This is a genomic window from Odoribacter sp. Z80 (genome assembly GCF_009935865.1).
Classification (GTDB): domain Bacteria; phylum Bacteroidota; class Bacteroidia; order Bacteroidales; family Marinifilaceae; genus Odoribacter.
The window spans coordinates 78,739-94,057 of sequence record NZ_QWEL01000001.1; the positions used below are offsets into that span (position 1 = coordinate 78,739).

The window sequence follows — 15,319 nt, forward strand, 5'->3', positions numbered from 1 at the left end:
GTATAATCTTTGTATTTTAGGAAAGAAATCTAAACTTGTTCTATCATGGCTGAAAAGGGAAAAAAGGTATTTGTGTTGGATACGAATGTTATTCTTCACGACTATCGTTCGATTTATAATTTTGCGGATAATGACGTTGTCATTCCAATTGTAGTATTGGAGGAATTGGATAAGTTTAAGAAAGGCAATGACCTGATTCATTACCATGCCCGTGAGTTTGCGCGGGAACTGGACCGGATTTCCAATAAAGATTTTTTTGATGAGGGGGCTTCTTTAGGAGAGGGACATGGCCGGTTGTTTATTCAGCATGGTGTGAAATTTTCTCAAAGAATGCGGGATTCTTTCAGCGATGACACCCCGGATCACCGTATACTGTCTGTAACCGAATTTATCAGTAAGAAGATGGAGGGACGACCGGTGATATTAGTCACGAAAGATATGAACCTGAGAATGAAAGCACTTTCATTGGGGTTGCAGGCTGAAGATTACAAAACCGACCAGGTAGAGGACCTGGAGCTTGCTATCAATCGCAGTGTCCGGGAGATAGATGATTTTGATGTCAGTCTGATTAATTGTATTTATGAGAGTGCAGGAGGGGTGGAGGTGGAAAAGATTTTTCCCGGACAGGACATAAAAGGCAATAATTATTATGTGTTGCGCAACGGAAATGCTTCGGTATTGGCTTGCTATGACCCTTTAAAAAGAACGGTGCGCAAGGTAGAGAAACCGAATGTATTCGGAATTTATCCCAAGAATGCCGAGCAGGCTTTTGCCGTGGATGCTTTGTTGAATCCGGATATTCAGTTGGCGGCTATCAGTGGAAAAGCCGGGACAGGGAAGACCTTGTTGGCGTTGGCTGCTGCTTTGCATCAAAATAAAAAGTATGAATTTATTTATCTTGCGCGTCCGATTGTCGCTTTGTCAAGTAAGGACCTGGGGTATTTGCCGGGAGATGTGAAAGAGAAGGTGGACCCTTATATGCAGCCTTTGTATGATAACCTGGGGTTTATCAAAAGGCGTTTTCATATGCATGGCGTGGAGAACCGTTTGATTGAAGATTTGCAGAAAGAGGAGAAACTGGTGATTTCGGCTTTGGCTTATATCCGGGGGCGCAGTTTGTCGGATGTATATTTTATTGTGGACGAAGCTCAGAATCTGACTCCTCATGAAGTAAAAACCATCATCACCCGTGCCGGAGAAGGAACGAAAATGGTATTTACCGGAGATATAGACCAGATTGATTCGCCTTATCTGGACAAGAAATCAAACGGACTATCCCATTTGGTTGACAAAATGCAGGGGCAGGATATTTTTGCCCATGTGCATCTGGAAAAAGGAGAGCGGAGCAAATTAGCGGATCTGGCCAGTGATCTGTTGTAAATTTATTCCGTCACTTGTTTTAAGCATCAATTTCTTTTTCAGGAATAGGCAATAAATAGGGCTTTTCAGTGATTTCCCGCTCACTGAAAAAGAAAGAAATTTCTTGCCGGGCATTTTCTTCACTGTCGGAAGCGTGGATGGCATTGCGGGTTTTACTTTCGCCGAATAGGGAGCGGATTGTATTTTTTTCTGCTTTTTGCGGATCGGTATCGCCTATCATTTTCCGGAAGTCTGCTACGGCATTTTCTTTTTCCAGGACCATGACAATAACCGGCCCGGCGGTCATAAATAAGTTCAGGTTTCTGAAAAACGGGCGGTTTTTGTGGATGGAATAGAACTTTGCTGCGTCTATTGTGGTGAATTGCAGCATTTTTAAAGCAATAATCCGAAATCCTTGTTTCTCAATTAAGGTAAGGATTTCTCCTGTATGATGCTTGGCTACAACATTCGGTTTCAGGATGGAAAGTGTGCGATTTGTCATGGTTATTTATGAATTGAATGGGTTTGTTTTTGGTTTTATGAGGTATACGGATTTTGTAAAGTTGTGGATGTCATGGGAGGGAAAAAACTTTTTTTTAGTAAATTTGAAGACAGGAATGAATCAGTAAAGTTGTATCATATGAAAAAATCTTATCTTTTTTTGGCAGAGGGTTTTGAGGATATAGAAGCCATTGCCGTCGTTGATGTATTGAGAAGGGGAGGAGTGGATGTGGAAACAGTAGCTATTGGTAAGGACAGGGAAGTCAGGAGTGCGCATGGAGTGACCGTAATTGCAGACCGGACATTGGAGTCGGTAGAACGGGACGGTGTGGAATGCCTGATTTTTCCCGGAGGGATGCCCGGAGCTCAGAATCTGGCTGATTGCCAACCTTTGAGGGAATATATGCAACGACAGTATGAGGAAGGCTGCCGGATTGCAGCCATATGTGCGGCTCCGGCTTTGGTGGTGGGGCGGTTAGAGCCCGGAAGGGAATTACGTTTGACGTGTTATCCGGGATTTGAAAAATATTTGCCGGAAAATTTTCAATGCTCCGGGGAAGGGGTGGTTGTTGACGGGAAAGTCATTACAGGTAAGGGGCCCGGTTTTGCCGTACAGTTTGGATTGACTGTTCTGGCCCACTTGCGTTCGGAAGAGACAGCCCGGGAAGTAGCTGCCGGAATGCTGATAGCATAAGAGAGATAACTCCGGGGAAATTTACATGATGATAAAATTTCCCTGGGGGTATTTTCCTATCCATGAGCAGGCCCAACGGCCGCTTTCATTGATTTGACAGATGCGGGAAAAAAATCCTTTTTCGTTCATCAATAGTTCGACACAGGCCCATGCTGTATCGCGTTTGATAAAATCCAGGATTTCATCTTCAATGCCTGATTGGTCTTCTCCGGTCTCCTGACCGATGCGGTCTTCGAATGCGCATAAGGCTTCGTCCACCTGGTTGCCGATAGCCAGGCTGACGGTTTCAAAGATAAAGTCGATTTGTTCGTCTGAGAGTTTTTGCAGGGCTTTTTGTTCGAGGATTTCACTATTTTTTTCCCACACTTCCCGGGTTTTCCGGCCATGTGTATCACATGCCTCCCAGATGGTGTCCACTACCCAATATTTTTCAGAAGGTTCTCCTGCATGCTTGAACCATTCTACGGTTTTTATCCGGTTGATAAAATTGTCTATCAAAACTTTTTGTGATGGAGTCCAAAGCATAATGAAAAGGTTTATCGGGTTGTAAAGGTAACAAATCTTTTGTTTTATCCCAGGTTTTCCGCTACTACTTCTGCGATGTCCTTTACGGGTACAGAAGTCTCCGTTTTGGAAAAAGTTTTTTTACAAAGGGGACAGGCTGTGACTAAGACATCCGGATGATAAGTTAAATAAGCTTTTAAAGCGTCTGAACTTAATTGGGTGCGTTGCAGGGGTGTGAGGTGAATATTGGCTAAGGAGCCGCCGCAACAGAGAGAATCCCGGCCATCGTAAACGGTGGGCAGTTTATGGCTAACGGCTTTTAAAACCTCTTCCGGGGCTGCGTAAACATCGCTTCCGCGTCCCAGTTCGCAAGGGTTGTGGAAAATGGTTCTGAGTTCGCTGTGATGTGGCTGTATGTGGCCTTGACGGAGCAAAAGCCGGATGTATTCTGTGTGGTGCATCACCGGCATATTCAATTCATAGTCTTCTTTGAAAGTTTTATAACAAATCGGACAGGAGGTGACAAGCAGGGAAGCTCCGGATTGGTTCAGAAGGTCATTGTTTTTGTCCCGGAGGACCGAGGCTGCTTTTTGATTTCCGGAAAGCAGGAGAGGTCGGCCGCAACATATTCCTCCTTTTTCATCAATGAAGGTATAATCTGCCTTTGCTTTGGCGAAGATGGTCAACATAGCCTGGATAATGCCTGGAGTAAGATGGCCCATGCACCCTGCAAAATAAGCGATTTTTGCTTGAGGAGGGGTAATGGGAGGGATGTAACCGTAGGTTGCTTTAGTGATACGGGAACCATCTTTCCGTTGGCTGAGCCGAAGGTTGTTCAGGGAAATTCCTACCGGACAGGCTGCTTCGCACCGGCCGCACATCAGGCAATTGTCGGTGGGTACGGAGTGTTCTGTATTGTGCCGGAGTGCTTTTAAAAAGTATACGGGCTGGGTGTCGGTTATTTTGAGAGAGTTGCCTAACTGGCAACGGTCAATACAGATGCCGCAACGGGAGCAGGAATATAACTGGAATTGACTGAAGGTTGTAAATGTTCGTCCTTGTTTTATTCCCCAGTTTTTCAGAAATATACAGACAATTTCGGTGGGGATGTGCATATAGCGGGAGAAAGGCAAGAGCAGGAAAAAGAGTCCCAATGCGGAAGAATAAGCCCACCAGGCGGGGTAGGATAAAGATTCGATGGGCAGAAAACGGCTGAAGAAATCGCCTGCGGTGTGGGTTAAGAAATGCCCGCCTCCCCGGACACCGCTGGTGAAGCTTTCGGCTAAGAAGCGGAGAGGAAAAATACACCAGAGTACGGTTAATATCAGTAAATCAAACGGACGGTGCCGGGTTGTTTTTTTCATTCCCAGTGCTTTGGAATACAAACGCTTAATCCAGGCTAATGTCAATCCGGAGAGAATCATTAAAAGTACCAGGTCCATTAAGAACGCGAAGGTGGTACTATAGGGAAAGGTTTCTTGTGCCGGATGAAAAAAACGAAAAAAGATGGCAAAATAGGGGGGATTCAAAAGGCTGGTATGGTAGACCAGGGATTCTATTTTACCGATGACAATCAACAGGAACCAGCCGAGTCCGAAGCACATGTGCATATATCCTAAAAAAGGACTGGTACGATAAATTTTATGGTGTACCAGGCTTTCCAGAAATACTTCTTTTCCGGCTTTCCAGGTTTTCAGGGTAAATATGTTTTTTCGGATTATGCGTTTTTCTTCCTTGGAGAAAGAACGAATCCAACGGGTATATCTGGCGAGCAGATATATCAGGAGGATATTCAAACCGAGGGTGAAGGGAAGAACGAAGGGGTCGTAATACATGACTGGGATAACAAAGATTAATTGTGGAGGAGTTTATGCAGCGTCAGAATCATTTTCCGGGTATCGACTCCCCGGGGGCAGACGGTCAGGCATTTGCCGCAGAGCATACATTTATGTAATTCCCGGGCTGCTTCGGTTGTTTCGCCGCGTTTTATTGACATTTGCAGTTTGCGGATATTAAAGTCTGTCAGGTTGCCGGCGGTACAGGTCGCTGAGCAACCGCCACAACCTATACAAAGGTTGCTGTCCGGCACTTCCTTGCTGAGTTGGGCTGCAATGGATTTGTCGTTTTTGTCATAATTTATAACACGTGCTTCGGATATGGAGAATCCCCAGATGTTCATGATGGCAGGGTATTAATGTTTTTTATGTGTGTTTGCCCTGTTGCTGAGCAGAAATTCTTTGATGGCAATTGCTGCGGAGCGGGCATCTGTCAGAGTATCCGTCAGGTTCATCGGTGAGGTGCTGCAGCCTGCCGAGAATATCCCTGGGGTAGAGGTGAGGTTGGTGGCGTAATGAGGGTCCGCTGTATGCAGGAAACCGTTGGGTGCTAATTTTAGGTTCAGTTGTGTTGCCAGTTGCCGGGTTCCTTCGGAAGGTTCCATACCAACCATCAAAATCATCAGGTCCAAGCTCATACGGATGGGTTTGCCTACTAAAGTATCTTCCGCTTTGATCATTACTTGTTTGGAAAGGTTTTCCGAAGCCTCAGACAATCGTCCCCGAATAAATCTGATGTTATATTTCTCCTGGGCCTCCCGGTATAATTCTTCATAACCCGGTCCAAACATGCGCATGTCCATGTAGAAGCAGAGAATTTCAGCGTCAGGAAGGATTTCCCGGATTTCAACGGCTTGTTTTACTGCTGTTATGCAGCAGACTTTGGAGCAATGAAAATTACAGATTTTTTCATCCCGGGATCCTACACACTGGATGAGTCCGATTCGTTCCGGTTTTTTTCCGGTGGAAGTTTGAAGCTGATGATTCGTGAGAAAATTTTCCAATTCTACCGACGTCATCACATTTTCGTAGATACCGTAGCCGTATTCTTCTTTCCGGCGGGCATTGAAAGTCCGGAAACCGGTAGTGAGCAGGAGAGCTTCGCCTTGCAGTTGTGCTCCGTCATTCAGGTCTATTGAAAAAGAATTGTTTTCCCGGATGATTTTTACCGGTTCACAGTTCAGGTGTACGCGAATGTTGGGATGGTTCAGGTTTTGACGTAAAAGCCGGTTTAGCTCTTTGGCACTTTTCCGGTCCGGAAACAGCTGGTACCAATTATTCAGGTTACCTCCTGTTTCGTTTTCTTTTTCGATCAATTCTACCTGTTCTCCGCTTTGAGCCAGACGATAGGCAGCTTCACATCCTGCCGGCCCTGCTCCTATGATGATGATACTCATTGTTTTCGATTCAGCTTAAGTTTATATTACTGCCTGAGGGTGGTTTATACTTTCAGGTAAGTAGGGCAGGCGGGCTGTCCCATATCTTCCCCTTTTATATTTTTGTATTTGGCTTCCGGATCGTAATCGATACCCATTTTTTCCAGCAAAGGCTCTACGCTGACCTGATGCATCTGGAGGCCGATTTCCCACGGGTCGTATCCTAATACGAGGGCAGCTGCTTCTTCGTAGGTTAGTACCGGAATGCCGTATCCGTTTTTTCCATAAGTTGTACCTTCCATTTCACTGATGGTATATTGCCATTTATCCAGGAACATGGCACATCCCGGACAATTGGTGATGATAAAGTCCGGTTCATAGGGTTGCATGGATTCGAATTTCTTTTTGGAGTTTGCAACGGAGAAGCCCCGGTTGGCCATAATCAGGTAGTTGCGGAATCCGAAACCACAGCAATGTCTTCTTTCCGGATAGTCGACCGATTGACCTCCCCAGGCTGTCACCATTCCGGATAAAACAGCCGGAAATTCCGCACCTCCGATGCCTTTGTCGGGAAACATCTTGGCATAATGACAACCGATGTGATCGACGATTTGTAAAGGCCGGCCACTATGGACATCTCTGAGGCTGTATTTTTTTTGTGCAGCAATCTCGTTCCTGAATTTGTAGATGATATCGGAGGTGTGTGCCAGGTTCTTGGGTTTTTGAAATTCCCTTTTCGTGGCTTTCCATAAAAACTCCCTGGTCTTTTCTTCTGTTTCCGGATGGGTTTCCCAGGTATGCAGGATTTCAGTATAAATGCCGAAAGAAGTGATGCAGGAGGGGGTCATGTTTTCGAACCCGGCTTCCGTCATCAGTGCAAAATGGCGGGCTACCACTGTCATAATGGTTTCAATCGGAACCACGTCTGAATGATAACCGATTCCTGTGCAAGTGGTATGGCGGGGATCATCCAAAACGGTTTTTCCCAATTTATTGCCCAATATATCGAGATAAGCCCACTCGGAGCCGGGAAAAAAAGTTTGCCGGATGCAACTTCGGGCGTAGTAATATTTATCGTCTGCTATCTCTTTTTGATAGTCTTTCCAGATTTGTTGTTTTCCTTCCAGGTTCATGGTTGCCTTAGCTTTTTATTTTTCACTGTGTTTTCCGTTGTTGTCGGTGTAGGTATGCAAAAAATAGTTTTCCATGTCTATACCCATTTCTTCTGCCTTTTTCACGGAATAGGCTTCTATTTTGTCTAAAAATTCCTTACCGCCCGTCACCTCGAAAATTGCTCTGAGTTCATCTAAAGAATCATTATCTACCTGACGGAGTGTTCCTGCCCCTGTTTTTCTGTAATTTGAATGGGTTTTTTCATATACTTCGTCCCTGTGGGTATAAATCCACTCCCAAACGGGGCCTTGTTCCGGGTGCATTTCCGGTTTTACGACATCGGGAGTGACACAATAACCGTAGTTCAGGATGTTGTTGCCCAATACTTTTTTTAGTGCATATTGCTGGCGTCCTTTTTCAGATGAGGTAAACAAGCCTTTTTCCTGGGACAGTTTACGCAAGGCCATGATAATACCTCCCGGCGTATTGCAGCGGGGACAACGGGTTTTACAGGACATGCATTCGCCACAATACCAGATGGTGTCGGATTTTAATAAGGTTTCCAATGCATATTCATCTTCCCGTTGAACCGTATCCGCGATGATCCTCGGGTCGTAATTGTAAAATTCAGCTGAGGGGCATATTGCTGTGCAAACTCCGCAGTTCATACAGCTATTCAGGCTTTCTTTGTAATGAATGTCTTTTTTCAGTTGCTCCGTTAGATGGGACATAGTTATTTTTATACTAAATTACTTACAAAAGTAAAGTGAACGGAGGAGTGGAGCATGTATGTAAATACCCAATTGGATGGTGGTGTTTATACCTACTCTGCAGGCATAAAAAGAAACAGGGGTTTCGTTCTTTCCGGACGAAACCCCTGTTTTCAATCGGGTATTGGATTATTGTATGACTTCAACAATGGCGCAACGGTTCCATTGGTTGTTGTTTTTATAATAAGGTCTTTCTTTTCCTACATATTCGATTTTCATCCGGTCTGCACTGATTCCGTATTCTTTTTGAAGAATGTGGGCAACAGCTTCGGCTCTTGCCTGAGATATTTTCAGGTTAACGTTGATAGGACCAAATTTGTCGGCATAACCGATGATGCGGACTTTTACGTCAGGATTGTTTTTGAGGAACGTTCCAATGTTGTAGATGAGCGGTCCATAGGTATCCTGTACAACTGCGCTGTTGAATCTGAAAGGTATCGTTGCAGGCATAACTTCGTATACGTCAACATCTTTGGTTTTTACCGGCTGTATCACCTCTTTTTCTACAATCTTGACCTCTGGCGGCCGGTTTTCCAATTGGTTGACCTTGTTGGCCAGTACCAGGTTGGCAGCAGCGAGTTCATCAATAACAGCCTGTTTCGGAGCTACACGGAAACCTCTGCCTTTAAAGCGGTAGGTGAAACCTCCGGTTAATCCGCCCAGTCCGTCATTCGGGAATCCGCCGACTTTAACCATTTTATCGTTGAAAATCATTCCCTGAAATTCGATGTTGGCATCAAAACGTTCAGAGAGTCTGAATTTGGCTTGTATACCTCCGTGAATGGTGAAAGATTGCTGGTATCTGCGGGTCATTCCTCCGATACCGAAGAAAGGTACCAGGTCGAATACCCGGTCGGGTTTATATTTGGCAAAGAAATTGATTAATCCCATCATAAAATCAATGTTCAGGTGCATGTAATGCATGTGGATCATGTTTTGTGCATGGGGGGTAAAACCGTGCAGAGAACCTCCTCCTCCCTGGAGTCTTAATCCCCACCAGGGATTAAACATTTTACCGATAGCCAATTCCGGCATAAAAGTGATGGTGTTTCTGAATTTAGCCTGGGAAGAATGTTCTGCCATAAAAGCATTCGCACCGAAATTAGCCGATACAAACCAGTTATGCCAGAACGGATTTGCTTCAAATGAAGTCTTATAACCCGGGAGGCGCTGTTCTATGATGATTTCCTCCACTTGCCCCTGTGCCTTTGCTATTCCACATAGACCAGCAGCTAAAATAATTAACATGAATCCTTTTTTCATAACATTTTCATAATTAAATCATTTATTTATTCTCAGTTTGTTGGATGTTCATTTATACGCGGTTATCCGACCTGATGTTTCTGGTTTATGACCTTTTGTCCGATTGTCCGGTTAAAATTTAGGGAAATAACGTAAGAGGGGTAAGCCACGTTTCAAAATGGGAGGGATAAATGATGGTATTTTATAATTTTTAACTTTTAATTTTTCATATTGTCTTGTTTTTAATCATGATGAAAAGCCTATCTTTGCAAACCATGGGAAAGGATAGAGGAGAGGGGGAGAATGAGTGCGTAATTTAAAATCAGGAGTGTATGTTGAATATCGCGTTATTTGGCCCTCCAGGGGCAGGGAAGGGAACTCAGGCAAAGAAAATTGTTGAAAAATATAACCTGGCCCATCTGTCCACCGGAGATATGATTCGTAAAGAAATAGCCGAAGGTACGGAGTTGGGAAAAATGGCTCAGGATATTATCAATCGGGGAGAGTTGCTGTCTGATGAATTTGTGGTGAAATTAATAGAAAGCAGTATGGCTGCTTGTAAGGGAGTAGACGGTTTTTTATTTGATGGTTTTCCCCGTACAGTGGCACAGGCAGAAATCCTGGACCGGATGCTTGAAGCAGAGGGGACACCTCTGAGGGCTTTGATTTGTATCCATGTGCCTTTTGAAGAATTGAAGCGCCGAATGTTGGAACGGGCCAAAATCGAAGGGCGTGCTGATGATAATGAGGAGGTGATTCAGAAACGTTTCCGTGAATATAATGATAAGACTGTTCATGTAGCTAATTATTACAAGAATAAAGGGGTACATGTGGATGTGGAAGGTAATTGTCCTGTGGAGGAGGTGTTTGGTTCCATAACGAAAGCTATTGAAGGAGTGAAGTAAATTCTGATATTTTTTTTGGAATGGATTTGCTTATGTAAAAAAAAAGTATTTTCTTTGCACTCTGTTTGGAAAGCGTTTATAAAAAATACTGAGAGATGTCAAGAGTTTGTCAAATAACTGGAAAAAGAGCGATGGGTGGTAATCACGTATCTCACTCAAAAAGAAGAGTGAAGAGAACGTTCTCTATCAACCTGTTCAAAAGAAATTTTTATTGGCCTGAAGAAGACAGATGGATTCGCCTGAATGTTTCAGCCGATGGTCTTCGTCTGATTAACAAGAGAGGTTTGAGTGCATGTTTGAAAGATGCTACTGCTGCTGGTTTAATTAAAACTATTTAAAATCACTGACGATGGCAAAGAAAAGTAAAGGAAACAGAGTGCAGGTGATTCTGGAATGTACTGAACAGAAAGAATCAGGAGTACCAGGAATGTCCCGGTACATTACTACCAAGAACAGAAAGAATACTCCCGAAAGATTGGAACTGAAAAAGTACAATCCGTATTTGAAAAGAGTTACGTTACACCGTGAGATAAAATAATTGAACTATGGCAAAGAAAACCGTTGCAACTTTGAAAACCGGAGATGGTCGTGGTTATGCAAAAGTAATCAAAATGGTAAAATCTCCGAAGACTGGTGCCTATATGTTCAAGGAACAAATGGTTACCACTGACCAGGTAAAAGAAGTATTGAAGAAATAAATATTTCTTTGTATAAGGAAAAGCGCCTTTATAAGGCGCTTTTTTTATGTTTGCAAGTGTGGCATGTGGGGAATCTTGGATGTGGGTTTCGGGGGTGACAATCAAAACTTGCCAAAAATAAAAAGGTCAGTTTTCACTGACCTTTTTGGTAGCGGGGGCCCGATTCGAACGAACGACCTTTGGGTTATGAGCCCAACGAGCTACCACTGCTCCACCCCGCAATCTTAGTCAATACTTCCGTATTGCATGTGCAAAGATAATATTTTTTTTTACGATTTCCAATGAGATAATGATTATTTTGTCTCAATAAAAAAAGGTCAGTTTTTCACTGACCTTTTTAGTAGCGGGGGCCCGATTCGAACGAACGACCTTTGGGTTATGAGCCCAACGAGCTACCACTGCTCCACCCCGCAATCTTAGTCAATACTTCCGTATTGCGAGTGCAAAGGTATGATATATTTTGGATAAATCAAATTTTTAAGGTATATATTCTTGCCCATTTTATAAAAATAGCAGGATGTCGAAGTTTTTTGCATATATTTGCATGTATATCAGATTGATTTTTGATAAGTATGGAAACAAATAAGTGTCAAATGAAAGGATTCATTTATGGGATAATTTCTTCTTCTACATTCGGATTGATTCCTTTGTTTGTTTTGCCGGTGATGCGGAAGGGGATAGGTATAGATTCGGTGATGTTTTACAGATTTGGAATTTCCGCGTTGATGTTGGGAGTCTGGTTATTGATTCGGCGATATCATTTAAAGGTGCATTTCCAGGAATTGTTCACTCTTTTGGGCTTGGGGCTTTTTTATGCTGTGACCGCATTATTATTGACGACTTCTTATTTGTATATACCCAGCGGGGTTGCGACAACCATTCATTTCCTTTATCCGGTCGTGGTGGCTGCGATAATGATTCTTTTCTTTAAGGATAAGGTGTCTTTTCCTTTGCTGATTGCTGTTTTTATGGCTATCTCAGGGGTATTTCTGTTGAGCCGGGGAGCCCCTTCGGGAGAAATGAATCTTAAAGGGTTCTTATTGGTATTGATGACGGTGATTACTTATGCTATTTATATTGTTGGCGTAAATAAATCTTGTGTCCGGGGAATGGAGGGATTAACATTGACCTTTTATGTATTGTCGGTTGGTGCTGTTGTTTTTGGGGTACACTTGTGGGTAAAAGGAGAAATGCTGGACCGTATACCGGATTGGAGTACAGGTATATATTTGGTTTTACTGGCTTTGATACCGACCTTGGTTTCTGATTTTACCTTAATTTTATCGGTGCAACATATCGGGTCTACTACGACGGCCATTCTGGGGTGTATGGAACCTCTGACGGCTGTTGTTATGGGGGTATTTTTTTTAGGTGAGCAGTTGGGGGGATGCCAGGTTGCGGGAATATTGGTTATTTTACTGGCAGTTTCTCTTGTTATATTAACTAATAGTAGGGAGGGATTGAAATTGAAGCAGATTCCTTTGAGAATCCGGAGGTCTTTTTTTAATAGTAAAATGGAGTGATTATGCTTGTTTTAAGAAGGATAACAGATGCAGAGAATGACGAATTCAAGCGTTTGGTTGATTTATACAGGGAGGCATTCCCTGAAGAGGAAAGACGTGATATTGAGCAGTTGAAAGTATTGCTAAAGGAGGAGAATTCTATGTTTTTCAATGCTGTCGAATATGAGGGTAGGCTGGCAGGTTTGTTGGTATATTGGAATTTTGGTACTTTCTATTATATTGAGCATTTGGCTGTGTTTGCAGAAATGAGGAATAAGAAGATCGGGCAGCATATTCTGGATTGGGTGAGGGAATATTTAAAAGAAATGTGTATTCTGGAAGTAGAACCTGCCGAGACGGAGATGGCTATTCGCAGAATTCATTATTATCAGCGTAACGGTTATCAGATATTGGACAGGCAATATCTTCAACCTTCATATACGGGGGAGGGCAAGCCGTTTCCGCTCTGGATTATGGGTAACGGGAGTCCTGAAAGTACTGCTGTTTTGCAAAAACAGATAGAAATAATAAAGGAGAAGGTTTATTACCGGCATTGATTGCGGGAGGATTTTGTTGCTGGGTTGACAGGTTCTGACAAATCATTCCGGTTGTAAAAGAGGCTGGAATATTTGACGGGAAGATTTTTATGTCACTTCTGACCATGGGGGAAAGACTTTACAGGAAATGGAATCCTCTTTTATGATTTACGGGAGAAATATAGAAAAAGGGTTGGCCGTCAAAAGCCAACCCTTTTTGTGAAGGGACATGATTATTTATTTTCCCAGCATATGGCAGATTTCCTGGTATACGAATTCTCCGGTGAATCCGAACTTTTCGTCCAGTACTTTAGCCGGTGCTGAATATCCGAAGTGATTTACTCCGTGAATTTTTCCATTATTGCCGACCAATCCTTCAAGTGTAACGGATAATCCTGCTGTCAACCCGAATTTTGGTTTATCTGCCGGTATGACCTCGTTCTGATAAGTCAAGGGCTGTTGTCGGAATAATCCTTCCGAGATGGCTGAAACGATTTGGCAGTGAATGCCTTTTCTTTCTGTTAACAGTTCGGCAGCTTCTACCAGGGTTGCTACTTCTGAGCCGGAAGCGATCAGGATAACATCCGGATTTTCGCCATTTTTAGAAACGATGTAGGCTCCTTTTTCTGCCTTTGCGGCAATTTCGTAGCGATTGTTCCGGGCAGGCAGGTCGTTGATATTTTGGCGTGATAATATCAGGGCAGTAGGAGTAGAGGTGTTAGCCATGGCCATTTTCCAGGCAACTGAGGTTTCGGCGGCATCTGCCGGACGAAGGGCTAACAGGCTCATTTTTCCGGAGTGGTTTTGCATTTTTTCCATCAAACGGAGTTGTGCTTCGTGTTCGATGGGTTGGTGGGTAGGGCCGTCTTCTCCTACCCGGAAAGCGTCGTGACTCCAAATATATTTCACGGGCAACTCCATTAATGCGGACAGCCGGAAGGCTGGTTTCATGTAATCGGAGAAGACGAAAAAAGTTCCGCAGGCGACATGAATGCCTCCGTGGAGAGCAATACCGTTGCATATCGTGGCCATAGTTAGTTCGGCTACTCCTGCCTGCAGGAATTTTCCGCTAAAATCACCTTTCACCAGGTTGCGCGCACCTCCTTTGATGAAGCCGTCTGTTTTGTCTGAATTGGATAAGTCGGCGGAGCTGACAATCATATTGTCTACCTGTTTGGCCAATTCAACCAATACATTGGCAGAGGCGGCACGGGTGGCGATGTTGGCTTTGTGGGCAATGGCCTGATAGTCGATTTCAGGGGCCTTGCCTGACATGTACTCATGGAACCGGGCAGCTAATTCGGGATTTGCTTTTTCCCAGGCAGCCTGTTCCGCTTTCTTTTGCTGAACATAAGTCCGTTTTCTTTCCATTGCCTCGGCATATAATTTTTTAACTTCCGGGAAAATGGTAAAAGGTTCCTCCGGGTTGCCTCCTAAGTTTTCTATGGTTCTTTCAATGGAAGCTCCTGCGGCGCTCAAGGGTTGGCCGTGAGTGGACACTTTGTTGGAATAATCTTCTGAGTTCGGTCCCAAGGCTCCTTTTCCCATCAGGGTATGACCGATAATCAGGGTGGGGCGTTGGGTTTCCTGCCGGGCGGTTTGGAGGGCGTTACGGATTTCCTCGATGTCGTTTCCGTTGATGGTGATTACGTTCCAGCCCCAGGCTTCATATTTTTTAGCCGTATCTTCATGAGTTACTTCTTCAACTTTGGTGGAAAGCTGGATGTTGTTGGCATCGTAAAACATAATGAGGTTGGATAAGCCCAAAGTTCCGGCAATCCGTCCGGCACCCTGTGAAATCTCTTCTTGTATACCTCCGTCTGAAATAAAGGCATAAGTTTTGTGCGCCATCCATTCTCCGAAACGAGCTACCAGGAAACGTTCGGCAATAGCAGCTCCTACTGCCATTGTATGACCTTGTCCCAGTGGACCGGATGTATTTTCTATTCCGCGTTTTACATCTCTTTCGGGATGTCCCGGGGTGATACTTCCCCACTGACGAAAGTTTTTGAGGTCTTCAAGGGTGTATCTGCCGGTGAGGCATAGAACTGAATAAAGCATCGGAGACATATGTCCGGGGTCCAGAAAGAAACGGTCCCGGTTGACCCAGGTTGGATCGTCCGGGTCGAAGTTTAAGAACTCGGAATATAAGATGTTGATGTAATCGGCACCTCCCATGGCTCCTCCGGGATGTCCGGATTTTGCTTTTTCCACCATGGCTGCTGCCAGAATCCGGATGTTATCCGCCGCTTTGTTAGAAATGTTATTCATGATTTGTATTGGA

Annotated in this window: 17 protein-coding genes and 2 tRNA genes; 8 read left to right on the plus strand and 11 right to left on the minus strand. The window is 44.0% G+C overall.

All coding sequences use genetic code 11. The annotated features are described in order from the left end of the window. Positions 1 to 45: 45 nt before the first annotated feature. On the plus strand, positions 46 to 1,380 hold the full coding sequence (locus tag D1136_RS00315; RefSeq protein ID WP_161875628.1) for a PhoH family protein: 1,335 nt from the start codon (positions 46 to 48) through the stop codon (positions 1,378 to 1,380). Positions 1,381 to 1,399: 19 nt separating this feature from the next. Here the strand turns inward: D1136_RS00315 and ndk are convergent, their stop codons facing one another. Next, positions 1,400 to 1,861: a nucleoside-diphosphate kinase gene (gene ndk, locus D1136_RS00320; RefSeq protein ID WP_161875629.1), complete on the minus strand. Its 462-nt coding sequence runs from the start codon at positions 1,859 to 1,861 to the stop codon at positions 1,400 to 1,402. Between the two features lie 138 nt (positions 1,862 to 1,999). Between ndk and D1136_RS00325 the strand changes: the two genes are divergently transcribed. Then, positions 2,000 to 2,554, plus strand: a complete 555-nt coding sequence (locus D1136_RS00325) for a DJ-1 family glyoxalase III (RefSeq protein WP_161875630.1) — start codon at positions 2,000 to 2,002, stop codon at positions 2,552 to 2,554. A 21-nt stretch (positions 2,555 to 2,575) separates the two neighbouring features. On the opposite strand, the gene D1136_RS00330 is transcribed toward D1136_RS00325, so the two are convergent. The 7 genes from D1136_RS00330 to D1136_RS00360 form a co-directional block, all read right to left on the minus strand. Next, positions 2,576 to 3,079 carry a hypothetical protein gene (locus D1136_RS00330; protein WP_161875631.1) on the minus strand — a complete coding sequence of 168 codons (504 nt, stop codon included), beginning with the start codon at positions 3,077 to 3,079 and terminating at the stop codon, positions 2,576 to 2,578. Positions 3,080 to 3,123: 44 nt separating this feature from the next. Then, positions 3,124 to 4,893, minus strand: coding sequence for a (Fe-S)-binding protein (locus D1136_RS00335; RefSeq protein WP_161875632.1), 1,770 nt, complete (start codon positions 4,891 to 4,893; stop codon positions 3,124 to 3,126). Between the two features lie 17 nt (positions 4,894 to 4,910). Further along, entirely contained in the window at positions 4,911 to 5,237 is a 327-nt protein-coding gene (locus tag D1136_RS00340; protein WP_161875633.1) for a 4Fe-4S dicluster domain-containing protein, read from the minus strand. A gap of 12 nt (positions 5,238 to 5,249) precedes the next feature. Further along, positions 5,250 to 6,290 (minus strand): FAD-dependent oxidoreductase, encoded by a 1,041-nt coding sequence (locus D1136_RS00345; RefSeq protein ID WP_161875634.1) that lies wholly within the window; start codon positions 6,288 to 6,290, stop codon positions 5,250 to 5,252. Positions 6,291 to 6,334: 44 nt separating this feature from the next. Beyond that, on the minus strand, positions 6,335 to 7,402 hold the full coding sequence (locus D1136_RS00350; RefSeq protein WP_161875635.1) for a heterodisulfide reductase-related iron-sulfur binding cluster: 1,068 nt from the start codon (positions 7,400 to 7,402) through the stop codon (positions 6,335 to 6,337). A gap of 15 nt (positions 7,403 to 7,417) precedes the next feature. Continuing rightward, a complete protein-coding gene (locus D1136_RS00355) occupies positions 7,418 to 8,113 on the minus strand; it encodes a 4Fe-4S dicluster domain-containing protein (RefSeq protein ID WP_161875636.1) in 696 nt (231 codons plus the stop codon). Between the two features lie 168 nt (positions 8,114 to 8,281). Beyond that, positions 8,282 to 9,415 (minus strand): OmpA family protein, encoded by a 1,134-nt coding sequence (locus tag D1136_RS00360; protein WP_161875637.1) that lies wholly within the window; start codon positions 9,413 to 9,415, stop codon positions 8,282 to 8,284. A 311-nt stretch (positions 9,416 to 9,726) separates the two neighbouring features. Between D1136_RS00360 and D1136_RS00365 the strand changes: the two genes are divergently transcribed. The 4 genes from D1136_RS00365 to D1136_RS00380 all read left to right on the plus strand — a co-directional run bounded on the left by D1136_RS00365 (position 9,727) and on the right by D1136_RS00380 (position 10,997). Next, entirely contained in the window at positions 9,727 to 10,299 is a 573-nt protein-coding gene (locus D1136_RS00365; protein ID WP_161875638.1) for an adenylate kinase, read from the plus strand. A 95-nt stretch (positions 10,300 to 10,394) separates the two neighbouring features. Continuing rightward, positions 10,395 to 10,637, plus strand: coding sequence for a 50S ribosomal protein L28 (gene rpmB, locus D1136_RS00370; protein WP_161875639.1), 243 nt, complete (start codon positions 10,395 to 10,397; stop codon positions 10,635 to 10,637). Positions 10,638 to 10,648: 11 nt separating this feature from the next. Then, positions 10,649 to 10,837: a 50S ribosomal protein L33 gene (gene rpmG / locus D1136_RS00375; protein ID WP_013611173.1), complete on the plus strand. Its 189-nt coding sequence runs from the start codon at positions 10,649 to 10,651 to the stop codon at positions 10,835 to 10,837. Positions 10,838 to 10,844: 7 nt separating this feature from the next. Then, the gene (locus D1136_RS00380; protein ID WP_013611172.1) at positions 10,845 to 10,997 is read left to right on the plus strand and encodes a DUF4295 domain-containing protein; all 153 of its coding nucleotides are present in this window, start codon (positions 10,845 to 10,847) and stop codon (positions 10,995 to 10,997) included. A gap of 146 nt (positions 10,998 to 11,143) precedes the next feature. Here D1136_RS00380 and D1136_RS00385 read toward each other — a convergent pair. Together D1136_RS00385 and D1136_RS00390 are read right to left on the minus strand one after the other, a co-directional pair. Continuing rightward, positions 11,144 to 11,218: transfer RNA gene (locus tag D1136_RS00385), tRNA-Met, on the minus strand. Between the two features lie 120 nt (positions 11,219 to 11,338). Next, positions 11,339 to 11,410 (minus strand) — tRNA-Met (locus D1136_RS00390). Positions 11,411 to 11,590: 180 nt separating this feature from the next. Between D1136_RS00390 and D1136_RS00395 the strand changes: the two genes are divergently transcribed. Both D1136_RS00395 and D1136_RS00400 read left to right on the plus strand, forming a co-directional pair. Further along, positions 11,591 to 12,520, plus strand: a complete 930-nt coding sequence (locus D1136_RS00395) for a DMT family transporter (RefSeq protein ID WP_237566942.1) — start codon at positions 11,591 to 11,593, stop codon at positions 12,518 to 12,520. A gap of 2 nt (positions 12,521 to 12,522) precedes the next feature. Beyond that, positions 12,523 to 13,056: a GNAT family N-acetyltransferase gene (locus D1136_RS00400; protein ID WP_161875641.1), complete on the plus strand. Its 534-nt coding sequence runs from the start codon at positions 12,523 to 12,525 to the stop codon at positions 13,054 to 13,056. Positions 13,057 to 13,272: 216 nt separating this feature from the next. Here D1136_RS00400 and D1136_RS00405 read toward each other — a convergent pair whose 3' ends face one another. Then, on the minus strand, positions 13,273 to 15,306 hold the full coding sequence (locus tag D1136_RS00405; protein WP_161875642.1) for a transketolase: 2,034 nt from the start codon (positions 15,304 to 15,306) through the stop codon (positions 13,273 to 13,275). Between the last annotated feature and the right edge of the window lie 13 nt (positions 15,307 to 15,319).

Bases quoted from the DNA above. Each gene is read 5' to 3' on its own strand.
- D1136_RS00315 (WP_161875628.1), top strand. From the start codon at position 46: ATGGCTGAAAAGGGAAAAAAGGTATTTGTGTTGGATACGAATGTTATT.
- ndk (WP_161875629.1), bottom strand. From the start codon at position 1,861: ATGACAAATCGCACACTTTCCATCCTGAAACCGAATGTTGTAGCCAAG.
- D1136_RS00325 (WP_161875630.1), top strand. From the start codon at position 2,000: ATGAAAAAATCTTATCTTTTTTTGGCAGAGGGTTTTGAGGATATAGAA.
- D1136_RS00330 (WP_161875631.1), bottom strand. From the start codon at position 3,079: ATGCTTTGGACTCCATCACAAAAAGTTTTGATAGACAATTTTATCAAC.
- D1136_RS00335 (WP_161875632.1), bottom strand. From the start codon at position 4,893: ATGTATTACGACCCCTTCGTTCTTCCCTTCACCCTCGGTTTGAATATC.
- D1136_RS00340 (WP_161875633.1), bottom strand. From the start codon at position 5,237: ATGAACATCTGGGGATTCTCCATATCCGAAGCACGTGTTATAAATTAT.
- D1136_RS00345 (WP_161875634.1), bottom strand. From the start codon at position 6,290: ATGAGTATCATCATCATAGGAGCAGGGCCGGCAGGATGTGAAGCTGCC.
- D1136_RS00350 (WP_161875635.1), bottom strand. From the start codon at position 7,402: ATGAACCTGGAAGGAAAACAACAAATCTGGAAAGACTATCAAAAAGAG.
- D1136_RS00355 (WP_161875636.1), bottom strand. From the start codon at position 8,113: ATGTCCCATCTAACGGAGCAACTGAAAAAAGACATTCATTACAAAGAA.
- D1136_RS00360 (WP_161875637.1), bottom strand. From the start codon at position 9,415: ATGAAAAAAGGATTCATGTTAATTATTTTAGCTGCTGGTCTATGTGGA.
- D1136_RS00365 (WP_161875638.1), top strand. From the start codon at position 9,727: ATGTTGAATATCGCGTTATTTGGCCCTCCAGGGGCAGGGAAGGGAACT.
- rpmB (WP_161875639.1), top strand. From the start codon at position 10,395: ATGTCAAGAGTTTGTCAAATAACTGGAAAAAGAGCGATGGGTGGTAAT.
- rpmG (WP_013611173.1), top strand. From the start codon at position 10,649: ATGGCAAAGAAAAGTAAAGGAAACAGAGTGCAGGTGATTCTGGAATGT.
- D1136_RS00380 (WP_013611172.1), top strand. From the start codon at position 10,845: ATGGCAAAGAAAACCGTTGCAACTTTGAAAACCGGAGATGGTCGTGGT.
- D1136_RS00395 (WP_237566942.1), top strand. From the start codon at position 11,591: ATGAAAGGATTCATTTATGGGATAATTTCTTCTTCTACATTCGGATTG.
- D1136_RS00400 (WP_161875641.1), top strand. From the start codon at position 12,523: ATGCTTGTTTTAAGAAGGATAACAGATGCAGAGAATGACGAATTCAAG.
- D1136_RS00405 (WP_161875642.1), bottom strand. From the start codon at position 15,306: ATGAATAACATTTCTAACAAAGCGGCGGATAACATCCGGATTCTGGCA.